Source organism: Mesorhizobium yinganensis (assembly GCF_040081985.1).
GTDB classification, from domain to species: Bacteria; Pseudomonadota; Alphaproteobacteria; order Rhizobiales; family Rhizobiaceae; genus Kumtagia; species Kumtagia yinganensis.
The window spans coordinates 724,105-742,103 of sequence record NZ_JBEBMH010000001.1 but is presented as its reverse complement, the minus strand read 5'-3'; the positions used below and the strand labels follow the sequence as shown (position 1 = coordinate 742,103).

General features: G+C 61.1%; 13 protein-coding genes. 6 read left to right on the top strand and 7 right to left on the bottom strand.

The features are described from left to right. The first annotated feature begins 407 nt into the window (after positions 1–407). Together ABMA59_RS03465 and ABMA59_RS03460 are read left to right on the top strand one after the other, a co-directional pair. Positions 408–3,173 carry a calcium-binding protein gene (locus ABMA59_RS03465; RefSeq protein WP_349003892.1) on the top strand — a complete coding sequence of 922 codons (2,766 nt, stop codon included), beginning with the start codon at positions 408–410 and terminating at the stop codon, positions 3,171–3,173. A gap of 344 nt (positions 3,174–3,517) precedes the next feature. Beyond that, positions 3,518–5,989 (top strand): PQQ-dependent sugar dehydrogenase, encoded by a 2,472-nt coding sequence (locus tag ABMA59_RS03460; protein WP_349003891.1) that lies wholly within the window; start codon positions 3,518–3,520, stop codon positions 5,987–5,989. Positions 5,990–6,050: 61 nt separating this feature from the next. On the opposite strand, the gene tmpB is transcribed toward ABMA59_RS03460, so the two are convergent. From tmpB to ABMA59_RS03445, 3 genes are all read right to left on the bottom strand, one after another. After that, positions 6,051–6,635 (bottom strand): (R)-1-hydroxy-2-trimethylaminoethylphosphonate oxygenase, encoded by a 585-nt coding sequence (gene tmpB, locus ABMA59_RS03455; RefSeq protein ID WP_349003890.1) that lies wholly within the window; start codon positions 6,633–6,635, stop codon positions 6,051–6,053. Next, a complete protein-coding gene (gene tmpA, locus ABMA59_RS03450; protein WP_349003889.1) occupies positions 6,632–7,783 on the bottom strand; it encodes a 2-trimethylaminoethylphosphonate dioxygenase in 1,152 nt (383 codons plus the stop codon). The genes tmpB and tmpA overlap by 4 nt, the downstream gene beginning before the upstream one ends. Positions 7,784–7,965: 182 nt before the next feature. Continuing rightward, the gene (locus ABMA59_RS03445; RefSeq protein WP_349003888.1) at positions 7,966–9,795 is read right to left on the bottom strand and encodes an asparagine synthetase B family protein; all 1,830 of its coding nucleotides are present in this window, start codon (positions 9,793–9,795) and stop codon (positions 7,966–7,968) included. Between the two features lie 411 nt (positions 9,796–10,206). Here ABMA59_RS03445 and ABMA59_RS03440 point away from each other — a divergent pair, with 411 nt between their 5' ends. Together ABMA59_RS03440 and ABMA59_RS03435 are read left to right on the top strand one after the other, a co-directional pair. Then, positions 10,207–11,895 (top strand): hypothetical protein, encoded by a 1,689-nt coding sequence (locus ABMA59_RS03440; RefSeq protein ID WP_349003887.1) that lies wholly within the window; start codon positions 10,207–10,209, stop codon positions 11,893–11,895. 208 nt (positions 11,896–12,103) lie between these two features. Beyond that, positions 12,104–13,936, top strand: coding sequence for an ATP-binding protein (locus tag ABMA59_RS03435; protein WP_349003886.1), 1,833 nt, complete (start codon positions 12,104–12,106; stop codon positions 13,934–13,936). A 65-nt stretch (positions 13,937–14,001) separates the two neighbouring features. Here the strand turns inward: ABMA59_RS03435 and ABMA59_RS03430 are convergent, their stop codons facing one another. After that, positions 14,002–14,796 (bottom strand): GGDEF domain-containing protein, encoded by a 795-nt coding sequence (locus ABMA59_RS03430; RefSeq protein ID WP_349003885.1) that lies wholly within the window; start codon positions 14,794–14,796, stop codon positions 14,002–14,004. Positions 14,797–14,881: 85 nt separating this feature from the next. Next, entirely contained in the window at positions 14,882–15,850 is a 969-nt protein-coding gene (miaA, locus tag ABMA59_RS03425; protein WP_349003884.1) for a tRNA (adenosine(37)-N6)-dimethylallyltransferase MiaA, read from the bottom strand. Between miaA and serB the strand changes: the two genes are divergently transcribed. Together serB and ABMA59_RS03415 are read left to right on the top strand one after the other, a co-directional pair. After that, on the top strand, positions 15,849–16,736 hold the full coding sequence (serB, locus tag ABMA59_RS03420) for a phosphoserine phosphatase SerB (RefSeq protein ID WP_349003883.1): 888 nt from the start codon (positions 15,849–15,851) through the stop codon (positions 16,734–16,736). The two genes, miaA and serB, sit on opposite strands and share 2 nt — an antisense overlap. Then, a complete protein-coding gene (locus ABMA59_RS03415) occupies positions 16,733–17,287 on the top strand; it encodes a GNAT family N-acetyltransferase (protein WP_349003882.1) in 555 nt (184 codons plus the stop codon). The genes serB and ABMA59_RS03415 overlap by 4 nt, the downstream gene beginning before the upstream one ends. Here ABMA59_RS03415 and ABMA59_RS03410 read toward each other — a convergent pair whose 3' ends face one another. Together ABMA59_RS03410 and ABMA59_RS03405 are read right to left on the bottom strand one after the other, a co-directional pair. Then, a complete protein-coding gene (locus tag ABMA59_RS03410) occupies positions 17,288–17,548 on the bottom strand; it encodes a pilus assembly protein HicB (RefSeq protein WP_349003881.1) in 261 nt (86 codons plus the stop codon). Continuing rightward, positions 17,545–17,970 (bottom strand): putative toxin-antitoxin system toxin component, PIN family, encoded by a 426-nt coding sequence (locus ABMA59_RS03405; RefSeq protein WP_349003880.1) that lies wholly within the window; start codon positions 17,968–17,970, stop codon positions 17,545–17,547. Before ABMA59_RS03405 ends, ABMA59_RS03410 begins: the two co-directional genes overlap by 4 nt. Positions 17,971–17,999: the final 29 nt, after the last annotated feature.

The following is a 17,999-nucleotide window of genomic DNA, read 5'->3' as shown; positions in this document are numbered from 1 at the left end:
CCGTGAAACAGCGTTCGAAACGGAAAACGGTTTCGCCGAACTCAATTCGAAACAGAGCGAAACTAAAGGGGCACTATCAAACGCACCGGCACGCAGAGCTGCCAAGACGACCCAGCCGTTTTTTTCAGAGCTGAGGCGGATAACGGCTTCTGGGTTCGTCACAACCGCTCGGGGGAGCACAAGGGGGAAAGCGTCGCGTCAGCCTGAATGACGGGACGCACGGCAATTGAGCCGTTTCTTAAGGAAAAAGACAAACACGCATAGGCGCTTATCAACATAGCAATCGAGAACGCTGTCCGGTCGGGATCAAAGCCCGCCCGTGAAGATCGCTCGTCCATAGACACCCTGGAATGACGTGGCGCCAAACGGCGCCGGCGCTTTCCGCCATTTTCGCAACAGGACTGACCATGGCCATCACCAGCATCTACACCAACACCGTCACCAAGGCCGAATTCCAGGCCAATAGCTTTGAAGGGGGCGACCAGCTCCTCCCGGATGTCACGGGCCTCGCCAATGGCGGCTTCGTCGTCGCCTACCACAGCGGCACCGCCGACACCGGCTCGATCGAGGTCGATTTCTACAACGCCGCGCACGAAATCGTCGGAACGTTCCGCACGCCTTCGGTCGGCCCCACCACCGTGGTTGGACAGCCGCAGGTCATTCAGTTGGAAAACGGCAATGTGGTGGTTGGCTGGCATGACTCGGCTGAAGGTTTCAGGGCGCGCATTTACACGGAGACCGGCACGGAGGTCAGTCTGGAACTCGCTTTTTCGTTCGACGGGACTGCCGAAAACCTTCAGCTTTCGGCACTTAGCGGCGGTGGGTTCGTCGCCAGCTACGATATTGGCGGTCATACCTACCAGGGCCGTTTCAGCGAAAATGGCGGCCTACTCGGCGGCGGCTACTTCCAGGTCGACACGAGCATGGCCAGCGCGCATGACAGCACCGTCACCGCGCTGAGCGGCGGCGGCTACGTCGTCACCTATACCGACACCAATCCCGCCGACCAGACGATCCGTGCCCGCATCTACAATGCCGACGGCTCAACCCTGGTGAACGACTTCGTCGTCGCCACCACGGGCGACAACACCGAAGCGCAGGCGGTCGGTCTTGGCGACAACCGCTGGGCCGTCGTCTACAAGGACACAGGCTGGCAGGGCAACGACGCCGGCAATTCCGGCATCACTCTGCAGATATTCGACAACAATGGTCTGAACGTCACGCCCGATCTCTATCAGCACGTCAATACGCCGTCCGCTTATGTGGAAAGCGATCCGGATATCACGCTGCTCGAGAACGGCTTGATCGTCGTCACCTGGACCAGGGAACTGAGCCCCAGCGATCACGACATTCTGGCTCGCGTCTACACGCCAACCGGCTTCGCCCTGACGGATGAATTCACCATCACCGCCTCGGGGAATCTTGACGTGAAATCGGCTGTCTCCGGCCTGTTGTCCGGCAAATTCGTCACCGCCTGGCAGGACAATGCCAGCGACGGCGACGGCGGCCAGATCACTGCCGAGATCAACGAGATCTCCCGCACCACCACCGGCGACGACCTCGATAATGCCTTTGTCGGCGATGTCCTGCGCGACGACATAGCGGGGCTTGGCGGCAAGGATATTTTGAGCGGTTTAGGCGGCGACGACCTCATCACCGGCGGCGACGGCAACGACACGCTATACGGCGGGGCCGGCAAGGACTATCTGCTGGGCGGCGGCGAGGACGACACCCTTTATGGCGGAGAGGGCAACGACCGCCTGTTCGGCGCCGATGGCAAGAACTCGCTCCACGGCGGCGCGGGCGACGACACCTATGTCGTGCAGAACGCAGCCGACGTGATTGTCGAGATAGCCAGCGAGGGCGATGCCGACCGGGTCGAGACGCTGGTCGACTACACGCTCGCCGAAGGCGCCAACATCGAGATCCTCGCCACCAACCTGCCGACCGACGTTCTCGATCTGAAGCTTGTCGGCAACAGCGACGCCAACCACATCGTCGGCAACTATGGGGACAATACCATCGAGGGCAAGGGCGGCGTCGACACACTCGAAGGCCTCAAGGGCGACGACATCTACATCGTCGACAATGCCGCCGATGCAGTCATCGAACTTGCCGGCGACGGCATGGCCGACCGCGTCATGGCCCGCGTCGACTACACACTCGCCAAGGGTATCGACATCGAGCTGTTCACCACCACCAACGCCTCCGGCAATGCGGCGATCGACCTCACCGGCAACGCGCTGGCCCAGGAGATCATCGGCAATGCGGGCATCAACACCCTGAAAGACGGCGGCGGCGCCGGCGACACGCTGCGCGGCATGGCCGGCGACGACGTCTATCTCATCTACAGCGCCGATACCGTGGTCGTCGAAGGCTTGACCCAAGGAGCGGCCGACAAGGTCATGTCCAACGTCGATTTCACATTGGACGCGGGTGTCTATGTCGAACAGCTCTCCACCACCAACAGCAACGGAAACGCTTCGATCGACCTGACCGGCAACGACCTCGCCCAAGAGATAACCGGCAATGCCGGCGAAAACATCCTGAAGGATGGTGGCGGGGCGGCCGACGTGATGAAGGGCCTCGGCGGCGACGACACCTACATCGTCTACGCTTCCGGAACCGAAATCGTCGAGGGTGCCGGGCAAGGCACGGACGACAAAGTGCTGGTCAATGTTGACTTCGTGCTTGGGAACACCTCGCAGGTCGAGCATCTGGCCACCACCAGCGGCGCCGGCAAGGCCATCATCGATCTCACCGGCAACAGCTACGCCCAGGACATAACCGGCAACGCGACCTCCAACCGCATCGACGGCAAGGGCGGCCACGACACGCTCTACGGGCTGGGCGGCAAGGACACCTTCGTCTTCTCCGCCACCATCGGCGCCGCCAACATCGACACAATCGCCGATTTCAGCGCGGCGGCCGACACGATCGAACTGGAGAACGCGATCTTCACAAAGCTGACCGCGACCGGCGCGCTGGCGAACGGCAATTTCCGGGCAAACGCCGCCGGCACGGCGCTCGATGCCAACGACCACATCGTCTACGAGACCGACACCGGCAAGCTGTTCTACGATGCCGACGGCAACGGCGCGGGTGCTGCCATCCAGTTCGCCGTGCTCAGTGGCAATCCGGCGCTCACCGCGGCCGATTTCGTGGTGGCCTGATCCAGGGGCCGGCGGCAACGCCGGCCTTTTCCCGGAAGTGTCGGAAGATTTTCGCCTGCTTCCACGTTGATGATGAGGCGGGATCGGAGGAGCGAAGTGCCGGGCGGCGGATCGGTCATGACACTCCCCCGCTCGTCTGCCAGGCGCAACAACCTGACCCCGCCGCGATTGGCGGAAATGGATTTGTGGGAACACACAGATCTCAATGATCTCATGCAGCCGTTTCTTCGTATTGCTTTCCGGCTGGCGTCAAAGTCGACTATAACTGGTGTGCCGAGGGTTCGGTTGAAAATCCGCTGATCCGCAGCGTCGGTTGCGCATAGAGGGCTAACGAGAGCGATCCCATGGATGGAACCGTCTACGACGACGACCTCGACGGCACGACAGGCGCCGACACGATCTCGGGCAATGACGGGAATGACTCGATCGCCGGCGGCGACGGCGACGACACGCTCTACGGCCACAGCGTCGCCGATCTCGATCCGGCATCCGGCAATATCCAGGCCACGCTTCTCGCCAATATCGGCGCCGGCGCCACCTTCGTCACCGGCGCACCCGGCGACGATGGTTTCGTCTACGCACTGAAGAAGGACACGGGCGAAGTCCTGCGCATCAATACCACAACCGGCGCGCAAACCTCGTTCCTCGACATTCCCGACAGCCATCTGGCAAGCGGTTCGGAACGCGGCCTGCTCGGCCTTGCCTTCCACCCCGACTATGAGACCAACGGCCGCTTCTTCGTCTTCATCACCAATTCGTCGGGCAATCTCGAAGTCCGCGAATATGCCCGCTCCGACAGCGATCCGACCGTCGCCGACGATGCGATCGTGCAGAGGATTATCACCGTCCCGCATCCCGGCCACGGCAACCACAATGGCGGCTTCATCGGCTTCGGGCCGGACGGCAACCTCTATATCACCACTGGCGACGGCGGCGGCTCCAACGACCCCGACGGCAACGCCCAGAATCTGGACTCGCTGCTCGGCAAGATTTTGCGCGTCGACGTGAACGGCGATGATTTCGCCGCCGATGCCACCCGCAACTACGCCATCCCCGACGACAATCCCTTCGCCGGCGCTATCCCGGGCGCCGACGAGATCTGGGCTTACGGCCTGCGCAATCCTTGGCGCATGAGTTTCGATTCCGCCACCGGCGACCTCTATATCGGTGACGTCGGCCAAGGGGCGCGGGAGGAAGTGGATTTCGAGGCAGCCGGCGGTCCGGGCGGCGTCAACTACGGCTGGGATTTTCGCGAGGGCTCGATCCAGGGGCCGAGCCCGCCACCCAACCCGCCGAACCTCACCGATCCCGTCTTCGACTATGAGCATCCGTTCGGCGAGGCGATCACCGGCGGCTATGTCTACCATGGGCCGGGAGCCGGCCTGCAGGGGGCCTATTTCTTCGGCGACTACGTCACCAACCGGCTGATGACCTTGCGCGTGGTCGACGGCGAGGCGCAGGGTTTCATCGACCACACCGATCATGTGACCGGCGCGACGCTCGGCCACATTTCTTCCTTCGGCACCGACAATGCCGGCAACCTCTACGCCGTCGTCCTGTCGGGCCAGATCTACCGGCTCAATCCCGGCGTCGCCGCCGGCGACGGCTCGGATGTGCTCGACGGCGGTGACGGTAACGACACGCTTTTCGGCGGCATGCGCGACGACGTGCTGATCGGCGGCGGCGGCGACGACATGATGACCGGCGGCGCCGACAACGACACCTATTTCGTCGACAGCCAGGGCGACGTGGTGGTGGAAATCGCCGGCGGCGGCAACGCCGATCTCGTCGCCACCACGGTCAGCTACACGCTGGGCGCCGCCGCCCGCGTCGAGTTCCTGCGCACCACCTCCAACGACGGCCTTGCCGCCATCGACCTCACCGGCAACGGATTCGCCCAGACGCTGACAGGAAACGCCGGCGCAAACGTGCTCAATGGCAAGGGCGGCGCGGACATTATGCAGGGCCTTGCCGGCAACGATTCCTATTACGTCGACAATGCCGGCGACAAGATCGTCGAGGCTGCTGGCGGCGGCAATGACGTCGTCGCGGCAAGCCTCAGCTACGCGCTCGCAGCCGGTGCCGCGGTCGAGACGCTGCGCACCACCGCGAACGGCGGAACCTCCGCGATCAACCTGACAGGCAACGCGCTGGCTCAGGAGGTCCTTGGCAATGCCGGGGCGAACACATTGAAGGATGGCGGCGGCGCGGGCGACGTGCTGCGCGGCCTCGGCGGCAACGACACCTATCTCGTCTACAGCGCCGCCACGACCATCCTCGAAACCTCGACGCAAGGCGCGATGGACCGGGCGCTGGTCAATGCCGACTACACACTCGGCGCGGGCGTCCATGTCGAATGGCTGGCCACGACCAACGGCGCCGGCACATCGAGCTTCGACCTCACGGGTAACGAGATCGGCCAGCAACTCGTCGGCAATGCCGGCGCCAACCGGATCGACGGCAAGGGTGGAAACGACACGCTGTCCGGTCTCGCCGGTAAGGACATGTTTGTCTTTTCGTCAGCACTCGGAGCCGGCAATATCGATACGATCAGCGACTTCAGCACCGCTGACGACCGGATCGAACTCGAGAGCGGCGTATTCACCGCCCTGACCACGACTGGAGTGCTCGCCAGTTCCGCGTTCCGTGCCAACACCACCGGCGCGGCAAGCGACACCAGCGACCGCATCATCTACGAGACCGACACGGGAAAACTGTTCTACGACGCGGACGGAACGGGTGCGATCACCGGCATACACTTCGCGACATTGACAGCCGGGCTCAACCTCAGCAGCGCCGATTTCGTGGTGGCGTGAAATCGTTCGCAGTTTTGGCCCAGCCGTCTCCGCCTAAGACCCAATATCCGTAAGCAAAAGCTTACACCGCTGAATTGTGCGCCCTGACCACCCGCTCCAGCAGCGGCACATAGTCGCGAAAACTTTTGGTCTTCATGCCGGCGACCTTGCCCCCCTCGTCCCAAAGGCGCACGCGAACCGCTTCGTCGTGGAACGGGTTTTTGCGGAACTCGGCGACTTCTTCAGGATTCATAGGCCCGCCCTGCAGCGACAGCGTATGAACGGACGCCTCCGACAGTTTTCCGAAATAAGTCGGATCGGTCGCGCAGAGATAGCGCTTGGCAGCCACATGCAGCCGCACGCATTCCACGATCAGCGGCGGAAAGAACGGCTCGAGCAGCGCCCCGCCTGCCTCGTCGTGATGTTTGTCCTCGACATCGTCCGGCGAATAGGTGCCGAACTCGCTGGTGAAGTGGCCGATGTCGTGGAGAAGCGCCGCCGCAACCAATTCCTCCGGCGCGCCTTCCTGTTCGGCCAGCCAGGCGCCTTGCAGCATATGCTCCGAAACGGTCACCGGCTCGCCCAGATAGGCGTCCGCTCCACGCCGCTCGAAAATATCGGCGATGACTTCGACGATGGTTTCGGATGTGGGTGCGGTCTGACTCATTCGGCGGCTTCCTTGAGATTTTCCTGGAGCGCCGCAAGCGTCGACAGCAGTCCGTCCTTATCGGCGTAACAGCCCTGCAGCCAGCGTTTGCCCGACCCTGAAAATGCCCTGCGGGCGTGCATCACGCGCGTGTTGTCGACGATGAAGGCCTGTCCGGCTTCGAGCTTGAACGACACTTCGAACGACGGATCCTCGATCAGCTCGGCAAAGCGGCGATAGGCGCGGTAGAAGGCGGCCATGTCGTCGAACGGCACGTCGACGACGGGCGCAAGCGAGCGGTTGTTGAAGCGAATGGCGATGAGTTCGCCGTCCGGCCCGAGTTCGATCATAGGCCGCTTCGAGCGCAGGCGCACGCCCGCCGAGCCGACATATTCGAACCGCGCGGCATGCGATGAAAGCAGCCGGAAGCCCTCCGGATCTTCGTCCTGCAACGCCGCCGCGACCGAGAATCCGTCGACCACGCTGGATTCGCCGCCCTCCACAGTATTCTCGACGCAGGCCAGAATTTGCAGCGTCGGCACCGGGTCGCGGTAGGGATTGTCGGTATGCGCTTGGAGGCCGAGATTGGTGTAGGCGAGATTGTTCGGATTGACCTCTGCCCGCACCTCGAACCAGCGCCCGTAATTCGTCTCACGGACGTAGCCGAACATGTCGACGACCTTCAGCAGCGCACCGGATTCGGCCGGCAACCCGTCCATAACCGCGAAACCGGACCTATGGACCGCAGCCAGCCAATCGCGCAGCACCAGGCCTCGCACCGAGGCCGCCCCGAAACCGGCACGCGGCAAGGCATGTTGCATCGTGTCGCGGGTCCACCGCTCGATGCCATCATCGGTCCAACCGGGCCGCCGCGAAACATCGCGATCATAGGCATGCGCTGCCAGCCAGGCCGCCGAAAAGCGCACGGTCTTGTCCTCCGGCAGGAAACGCAGCGACAAATCGCCTCCCGCGACCGCCGCTTCGCCGATCCGCGTATCGGCGGGAACATCAAGGATGGTAATCAGCCTCTGGTTGTTGCCTGGGCTTCTCGTCTTCTCGTCCAACGCATTGTCGCGCAGCCACACCGCATGGAACCGCGCCGCCGAACCATCGGTCCAGTTCAGACGGATTGTCTGCCCTTCGTCCTCGACGGTGACTTTCGTCAGCATGATTGGCTAGCCCCCTGCGCTTGCTCGGGCCAGCATCCTGTCGGAAGCTGACCGACAAGACAATTGATCCTTTTATGACACCAGCGGCCCGCATTCAAACCAAGGATTTCACATGAGCCGCACTCGCGTCCGCGCCGGCAGATTCGGTGGACACAGCGCCGCCGGCGGCATCCTGCCCTCGCCTATGCAGCTATTACCGCAGGCTGCTCTTGATGACCATGCGTGGTGGCTTCGAGAGCGCCGACGAGCAATTGCTCAAGATTGAGCAGTTGACGAGCGCGACTCTGGCTCAGAAGGCTGACGTTCGGGTCATCCGGGCGAGCGGTTTGGTACACATCACGATACATATACTCGACATAGGCGCGTGTCGGCTCGTCGACGATTCTCGGAATGACCATTGAATTTTTCGGATCAAGGCGCTCCATATTGCCCATCAGCAGACCATCTCCGGCGAACTTGTCCAGTTTCCGGAGATTGAAATTTTCCCGCGACTGGGTCGTCATCTTGCTATACGACATCCCCGCAAGCTTCTGAACGTACGCGTATGTTTCCTTCTTCGGCCGGAGTGTACGGGAAAGCTCGATCGGCTTGCCGACGAAGTAGGTAACGATTGGACCACTCGAAGCGACGAGAAGCTGGCGGCTTCCATCCGGAGTTGGCAAGGTTGCGAGGCGCTTGTTGCCAATATGGGCGTAAGTATAATACCTGATAAGGTGAATCGCTAACGCCGGATCCAAGTCCTTAATTCCAACAAAATTCTTGAATGTATCAACTTCGATGTCCAGATTTTCAATCTGATCGACCGGATAATCAGGTTTCCCCAAAAGATTGGGTGCCTGGGCCGATATCATTCCCCGCAAGATACCGCGGCGACCTGGATCAGGGTCAGCGATGGTTCCAGAATGTAACTTAGAAAAGAACGACAATGTTTGCTGCTGAAATTCGACATCGTTCAAATATTGAGGAGTAAACTGAAGATTTCCAATAAAATATTCATACTGCAATATCTTCTCAGCGTCCGTTCTAGCCTCCCTAATCCTGTCAGCCGAGAGATATCCCCGCTCGAGGTTCGCCTGCAGAACAACCATGTTTATCTTGGATATTGCGTCCATGTTCTGACCGTGAAGGACGAGAGTACCTGCAAGATTCTTCTCCAGAAGCGCCACGCTCGGGCCTCTGCTAAAAATAATATCCCTCTTCATCATGTCCGTAAGAATAGCGTTCGTTTTTTCTGAACGCGAGTACTTATCTTCCACATGGTCGACTTTGATGCTAAGCTTGTCCGCTACCGCAAAAGCCCTATCCGGTCCATTTGCTCGATTGTGGTCAACAGTGATCGCCTGGATATTCGCAGCTCCAAGCTTTTGACGCATCGACAGATATATGCTGAGCGAATCAACACCGCCCGAAAACATGACTGCAGGCTTTATCCCTCGGCGCTTGCAATAGGCGGCAATCGCACCGCTCACCTCGTTCATGGCAGTTTCGAACGACGCGGCAGGGCCGAGTTCTCTCCCCTTCATTATGTAACTCAAGTAGCGCGTGAGTTTGCCCTCTTCAAACTCGACGACTGCAGCAGGAGGAAGGCGAAATATCTTGTCGAAAACAGTTCGAAACGGCAGCTGGTTGTAGGAGTGCCTCGATGCATAGTTCAGGAAAAACCCAAGGCCGAACGAGTCCATCCGTATGTCGTCCTGGAGTGCGCGCAGGATGGGTGAAAGCGTGGTCGCGGCTATCGATCCTTTAGATCCGGTGTGAATATAGCCGCCACAATAGCCCGGAGCCGTCACAATACGGCAACGGTGAGGCGTCATGTCTACCAGCACATAGTTGCCAATGCCGAAGCGCGCCTGATTGGCCAGAAAACCATCGAGCGGCAGTTCCTTGTAGAGACCGATGACAGCATTCGGTTCCGCCTGGATAGTATCGCCATACAATTTCAACTCTGCCGGGCCATATCCGGCACGGGTCGTCCGCTGCTCGACGAGCAGGGTATCAACTGGAAAGTTCATGTATCCCACCACAACGGAGTTCCTAACACGGACCCATAGCGAAGTTGAATGCAACTGGCCATCCCAAATCGCCTGCCGAGCATATTGCCGAACGAGTAAATGATATAGGTTGCCTCGCGGCGCACATCCTTGTAATGGCGATCGGTTCCTACAATAGGGCGATTTGGGGGAAGCATGGACTCGGATATGTTTATGATGGTTGTGGGTTATCTATCGATAGCCAGCACCATTATGGTAGGCACCACTCTATATTATATATACCTGGTAAATCGAAAAGTTTTAGCCCTGAAAAGGACAACGAGTCGCGCACTGCAGACGGCAGAATCTTCCGAAAAAATTATTAGATCCACAGAAAAAGTGGCAAGATCCACGGAAAAGGCCGCGCAATCTACAGAAAAGACTGCGAGGTCCATGGACCAGACAATAAGATCCGCGGAAAAATCGGCCAAAGATGCTCAGAAGTCTGCGGCCTCAGCCTCGAAGTCTGCCGGATTGGTGGCCGAAAGAGCCGGCTGGCTGGCGCCTCAAACCGCGGGAGGCTTCAGCGAGGACGAGATAAAAGCCATCGATTTGGCTGCGACCCTTCAGTCCTCGGAACTCATGTCTCAGTCGGTTGAAGCCGTGGCCCCGGCGCTGTCCGGAGCCCGCGTGGCACTCGGCGTCGGCCAGTCGTTCATGGCTGGAAGCGCAAGCGCCACACGTCTCAACATGGTGCCGGATATGGCCCTCAAGGATGTACCCTATCGCGCCAAAATGCTTGGCTCGGCCGAGCGCTGCCATGGGGATGGGGCATACTATCGCCAATATGGCAGCGCCGAGCTTGCGCCGCTGACGGAGACGCTGGTTCGAAACGATGTTCAATTCTCCGATGAACAGCGAATAGGCGGCGACTATCATCCGAAGGCTCGGGGAGCGACCCCTCTTCCCACGGCGTGCATTACGTTCGAACAGTTGTTTGATGAACATCGCAGGGCTGCGGGAGATTCCACGCAGGCAGCGTTTGCGGACTTTGACGTGGCCGTGAACGTTGCCCGAAAGGAACTCAGCCTCGAACACATCTCCGGTCCGCCCTCTATCGATCGTACCAGGGATGCGATCCGGAAAGCCTATGACCTGTCGAGGGCCGAGTTCCCCGACCTGCCTTCCGGCCATTCGATCACATTCGAGCGGCACGGGCAGAACAATGAAGGCAGCAGCACCCCGGCCGCCCAATATATGACGGACCATCGGGCTTTCCGCCAGAAAGTCAATTCCTGGGCAAAGGAGGTTACCGGTTCCGATCTACCCGCCCCCTGGATAGCGACGCAAGTGTCCGGCGCGTATGGTTCACCGCGCCGGCAGACGGCCGCGGCGCAATTGTCCATGGCGCTCAGCGACGCGGATTATTTCCTGGCGACACCGGACTATCCTTTCACGCATTTTGGAAAGGCGAAGGAGCCTCACCCCAGAGCCGGCGACCGCCATCCCACGGCCAACGGCACCATGATGGCAGCCATCTATATGGCCTACGCCCGCTATCACGTGCAGGTCCTGCGGAAAAACTGGTTCCCGACGCATATGGGGGAAGCTTTTTTTCGCGGCAATTTCATCCTTGTCAGCTTCCGCACAATGGTGCCGCCCCTGCGGATCTCACCGGTCTGCGTTTCGACAACATTGACCATGATTGAAGCACTGGGATTTGACGTGGAAGATGCGGGCATTCCGGTTCGAATTGTCGGCACGCCCGAACTGGTGGGCGAACTGACCTTCCGAATCCAATGTGCCCGCGAACTCAAGAACCCGATCGTCGGACTGGCCAAGGGCTCGTTCGGACTGGCAGAGAACGGCGCCATGGGCAGCGGCGCGACAAACATATCGGACAGCCAGAAATTGAACCCCAGGTTCCGGCCGTCATTCCATGAAGGTTACACCGACCATTTGGCGAAAGGTTTTGAGGACGAGTTCGGACTCGAAGATCTCGAGGATTGGTACAAGACGTTTGAGTTCAGCAACTGGGCGGTCGCCCAGCGCGTGCGGTGCAAGCCGATGCTGCAGACCATCGGTGAACCGATCTCACTCGAAACGGTCCGTCCCGACGACAGTGAGATCGATGATCTATGAACCGGATCCAACGCACGTTCGACCAGCCAAAGACAGCCTGAAACCCTGCTTCCATATAGGACGTTCAGTTCCGCGGGCTACTGGCAACACCCGACACGTAAAACTGTACTCCGCTTATTAATTCTCCCGAAACCATCGCCTCACACCCGACCTTAACTCACCTGCGCTAGGCTTGACTTTGGTTTGGAAACCGGAGGCGGCAGCCTGAATGTTTGTTGAGCGGGACCAGTCCGCTGGGGAAGGCACGGTGCAGGAACGGCGCGACGCTGCCCAGAACGACAAGCGCATCCTCGGGCATGTCGTCCAGTGCGACGGCGCCCGGGCAACGATCGCCGCCTTCGCCGACGAGGAGGACGGCGCCATAACGGGCATGTGGACCGTCGGCAAGATGATCTCCATCAATCTCGGTACGATCCGCACCGTCGGCCTCGTCTACGCCATCGGCAAGGCCGACCGCCACTGGAACCCCGGCAACCAGAATGCCATCGAGGTCAGCGTTGAACTGATCGGCGAGGTGCGCGACGGCGCCCCGCCGGCCGTTCCCGTCTTCGACCGCGGCGTGACACAGTATCCACATATAGGCGCGGTGGCGCACCGCATCCGCACGCGCGACCTCCAGGCGGTTTACGATCTCGCCGGCCGGCGCTCGGTCACGATCGGCGCGCTGTCGCAGGACGAGAGCATCGACGCCTGCATCGCCATCGACGACACGCTGTCGCGCCATTTCGCGGTGGTCGGCACCACCGGCGTCGGCAAGTCGACCGCCGTCTCCCTGCTGCTGCGCAAGGCGATCGAGGCCCGGCCCGACCTTCGCGTCCTTATCCTCGACCCACACAACGAATTCGCGAGCGCGCTTCCTGAATACAGCTACAAGATCGACACCAACAGCCTCGAACTGCCATTCTGGCTGTTCCGGCTGGAAGAACTGGCCGAGGTTCTGTTCAGGGGGCGCGAGGTCGAGCCGGACGAGGTCGATGCGCTTCGCGATCTCATCCCGATAGCCAAAAGCAACTACAAGAATGCGGCTTCGGGCGGGCTGGTGCGGCGCGGCCAGGATTCGATGACGGCTGACCTGCCGGTTCCCTACCGCATCGCCGACCTGATCCGGCTGATCGACGAGCGCATGGGTCTGCTGGAAAGCAAGAACGACCGCCCTGCCCTCAAGGCGCTGCGCACGCGCATAGAGTCCGCAATCAGCGACCCTCGTTACCGCTTCATGTTCGCCTCGCGCCTGATCGAGGATTCGATACACGAGACCATCGGAAAAATCTTCCGCGTGCCGCATGGCGGCCGCCCCGTGACCTGTTTCGAGATGGCCGGTCTTCCCTCCGAGGTCGTCAATTCCGTCTGCTCGGTGCTGGCGCGGCTCGCTTTCGACCTCGCATTGTGGAGCGAAGGAAAGCTGCGCCTGCTCCTGATGTGCGAGGAAGCGCATCGCTACATGCCCTCCGATTCACGCCTAGGTTTCGCGCCGACGCGCCACGCGCTGTCCCGCATCGCCAAGGAGGGCCGCAAATATGGCTGTTTCCTCGGCGTCGTGACGCAGCGCCCAGGCGAACTCGACCCGACCATCCTGTCGCAATGTTCGACGGTCTTCGCCATGCGCCTTGCCAACGAGCAGGATCAGGCGATCATCCGCTCGGCCATCGCCGACTCTTCCGCATCGACCCTCTCCTTCCTGTCGTCGATGGGGCAGCGCGAGGCGATCGCCTTTGGCGACGGCATCGCCACCACCATGCGCTTCAAGTTCGAGCGGCTCGCGGCAGAACGCATTCCGGGTGCCGGCAAGCACCATGCGGAGGACGTTGTTTCCGGCGTCGGCGGCGAGGTCGATCTCGCGCTGATCGTCGACAAGTTGCGCAATTTCCAGCGGCCCACCGGGCCGTCGCCGACAGTGGCGGAGCCGGTCGACACCGTGCATCAGGCCGGAGATCCCGGCTACCGAAAGCCGCCCTTCCCGGAACAGCGGCCAACCCAGCCCGTTCAGCATGACGACCCGCGCAGGGAACTGCGCAGCACCGGCTTCGGCCTCCGCCGCTAGCCGGCAGCCCAAACCCTCATTTTTGCTGGCAGATTTTTAGAATTTGAAACCGACGCAGCGGCATTTCACGCACTGACGCGGTTTCGGCCCTGCTTCTTCGCCTGGTAAAGCTGCTGGTCGGCGCGCCGGAAGAAATCCTCCGCGCTTTCCCTGTGGTCCCAGACCGCCAGCCCGACACTGGAGGTGATCCTGATGCGCACATTGCCGGAAAGGATCGGCATGTTGGCGATGCCCTTGCGGATGCGTTCGGCCAGCCGCGTCAGTTTTTCCATATCCATGTTCGGCGCCACCACCGCGAATTCCTCGCCGCCCAGCCGCGCCACGACATCGTGATAGCGCGTCATGTCCTTCAGGCAGCCGGCGACGACGCGCAACGCCTCGTCGCCGACATCGTGGCCATGCGTGTCGTTGACCTGCTTGAAATGATCGAGATCGAAGATCATCAGCCCGACCGGCTTGTCGATCCTGCTGAATTCTTCGAGATATTCCTTGAGCGCTTCGTCGAAATAGCGCCGGTTCTGCATTCCGGTAAGCGCGTCGGTAAGAGCGGCCTGTTCTAGCGTCACCGAGCGGTCGCTCAGCGACTTGGTCATGGCGCGAAGCTTGCCCTCTTCCTTCGCCTGGGTGCGGATCAGCGGGTAGATGAAGAAGACCCCGAAGAACAGCGCGGTGGCAATCAGGACGCCCGTGGCGAATAGCAGATGCGACAGATAGTTGAAGTGGCCGGCCACGTCCTCGTCGCCAGCCAGGACCCTTGGACTGTCCTGCAGGACGTCATAGGCATGCAGGATCACCACCCCCGCCGCGAGGATCACGGCGATGAAGACAATGAAGGCCGATTCGGATTTATGGAACCTCATTGCCGCTCCGCACGCACGCGGCGGACTTATCGCAGCTTCGACCTTACGGAGGGTTAATATCAACAACCAGAGCGCGAATATCGGCTTAAAGTCCGGGTAACCATAGACCTTGAGAATTGTCTGGATCGCCGCCTTCAGAGTCGCCGCTTACCGATTGAATTCTATGCCATTCTTGCCCGAACTGGTTACGGAACCACGTCGACTGTCGCTTCGCATACTGGCGGGTTGCAATCTTTGCGCGAAGGATAGCTTCCGGCTCGGAAATTTCGCCCGCCGCCGCCGCCGAGAGTTCCCTGACGCCGATGGCCTTCATTGCGGGCAGCGCCGGGTCGAGCCCGAGTTGCATCAAATCTGCCACCTCTTCTCGGGCTCCGCGAACGAGCATTTTGTCGAATCGCGCCTCGATACGCGCAATGAGGTCGCCCCGCTCCGGCTCGATGACGAACAGCCGCGCGCTGGATTTGTCGACCAGGGGTTGGCCCTCTATCGCCTGCCACTCTCGCAGCGACTTTCCCGAGCTTTCCAGCACCTCCAACGCACGCACGATTCGCTGGCTGTCCGAAGGGCGCAGCCCGGAAGCGGTCACCGGATCCTCGCGAATCAATATCTTGTGAAGCCGCTGCGGCCCCTGTTCCATCAGCTCGTAGCGCCAGCGGTCGCGCACGTTCTGAGGAACCTCCGGCATCTCCGACAGCCCCTGCAGGAGCGCGCGGAAATAGAGTCCCGTGCCGCCGACGAAGACGGGTCTTCGTCCGTCAAGCATGCCGCTGTCGATCAGCCGCATGACGTCGCGCAGCCAGGCGCCGGTGGAGTACGGCGTCGAAGGATGAACATGTCCGTAGAGATGATGCGGCACCCGCGCGAGTTCCGCCTCCGCCGGCCGCGCGGTCAGCACGTTCAGCACCGAATAGCCCTGCATGGAATCGGTATTGACGATCGCCCCGCCGACGCGCCCGGCTATCGTCAGCGCCAGCGCCGACTTGCCGCTGGCGGTCGGCCCGGCTATCAGGATCGCATCCTTCAGCCGTCCCGCCTCCCCAACGGACCTTTTCATGTCGCTCGTCGCCACGCTGATCTCGCACCCGGCTGAACGCGCCGTAAAACCTGCGCTGCTGGATATGGCATCGCGCGCCTTGAAGGCAACCGATTCGCGCTGGCTGGCCGACGGCGTGGCTTGCGATCTCGCTTTGACGGGTGCTGACGAGACGCCTCAAGCTGTGTCCAGCCTCCGGGCCGAACTGGCATCCGCGGGGGTAGATCTTGTCGTCCAGCCGGCCGAAAACCGCAGGAAGAAGCTGTTGCTGGCCGACATGGATTCCACCATGATCGACCAGGAATGCATCGACGAACTGGCGGACGAGGTCGGACTGAAGGACCACGTCGCGAAAATCACCGCGCGCTCGATGAATGGCGAATTGGCCTTCGAACCGGCGCTGCGCGAACGTGTTGCCCTGCTGAAGGGACTGGACGTGGGCGTCATCGACCGCATCGTCGCCAACCGGCTGACGCTGGCCTCCGGCGGCCGCGAACTCGTCGCCACCATGCGCCGGCACGGCGCCTGGGCGGCGCTGGTTTCCGGCGGCTTTACCAGCTTCACGGCACGCATCGCCGCAAAGCTGGGTTTTGACGAGAACCGCGCCAACATATTGCTGGAACAGGACGGCAAGCTCGCCGGCAAGGTCGCCGAACCGATCCTGGGGCGTGAGGCCAAGGCTGCGGCGCTGGCCGAAATCGCGGCACGCCTCGGCATTACCGCCATGGATGCGATAGCCGTCGGCGACGGCGCCAACGATCTCGACATGCTGGCACTGGCCGGCGCCGGCGTTGCCCTGCACGCCAAGCCGGCCGTCGCCGAGCGAGCGCGGATCAGGATCGACAATGGCGACCTGACCGCCCTGCTCTACATCCAGGGCTACACAGAAGCGGATTTCGTCCGATGACTCTTTTCAGGACGGAACGTCTTGTCCTGCGCAACTGGCAGGAGCGCGACCACGACCTCTTCCACCGCATCAACTCCGACGACACGGTGATGGCGTTTTTCCCCTTCCGCCGCAATCGCGCCGAGAGCGACGCTGTCATGGACCGCATGCGCGCCGAGATCGACCGCGACGGTTTCGGCTGGACCGCGGCCGAAATTACCGCCACCGGTGCGTGCGTCGGCTTCATCGGCCTGCATGCCACCGAGATTGTTCCTGTCGTGCCGGCGGGATCGTTCGAGATCGGCTGGCGCCTCGCCCCGGAATTCTGGGGCAAGGGTTATGTCACCGAGGGAGCCGCCGCTCTCATCGACTTCGCTTTCGACAGCCTGGGTCTTGATGAAATCGTCTCCTTCGCAGTGTGGAGCAACAACCGCTCCACTGCCGTCATGAAACGTCTCGGCATGCGGCGCGAGGAGGATTTCGACCATCCCGGCGTGCCGGACACCCATCCCGAGCTCAAGCGCCACCAGCTTTACAGGCTGACGGCCCGGGAATGGCGCCGGCGCCTTTGATCAGTGCCAATCGGCTGGAAGTTCATCGCCGGTGTCCACGGGACCAGCGGGAATCTTCTTCAGCATGTCCGAAAAATCGTCGGCGGAGGCACTCCCTGCTCTGCGTCGCAGGGAATCGGCGGCAGTCTCAACGGCGCCAACCTTCTGCGCGACGGCCGAGGCAATCCACTGGTTCAGCGACACGCCATCAGCCTTGGCGAGACGGGCGGCTGCTTCCTTGATCGACAGCGGAAGTTTTAGCGGATAGGTCGCCTTGCTCATGTCCACAATCCTTTCAAAAGCTCTGCCGGACTAAGGATACTGATGTCGAAGCGCTCCGCCGCAGCGACAAAGTCCCGACGATTGTACGTCACCAAGGCATCGGCCTTGCCGTTGATGGCTGCCTCCAGCACCATCTCGTCTTTGGGATCGTTCAACTGGGGACGCCAGAGAAAATGAACGTCCACGGGTTCTGACAAAGCCGCAAGGCCTCCCAGCAAACGATCCACTTCCACTGAAGACAGCCCATGAACCGCACCCTGTTCAGGACGATTCAGCACAGCCTCATATTCGAGGAACAGGGCCGTTGTCACCAACGGGCGAAGCCGTCGATTCGCGTTTAACTGCAGGACCGCGAAAGACCCACCATGGCGACTGCGCAATCCTGCCGTCACAACGTTCGTGTCCAAGACAATGCGCTTCATATATCAACATAGTATATCCCATGGGATAT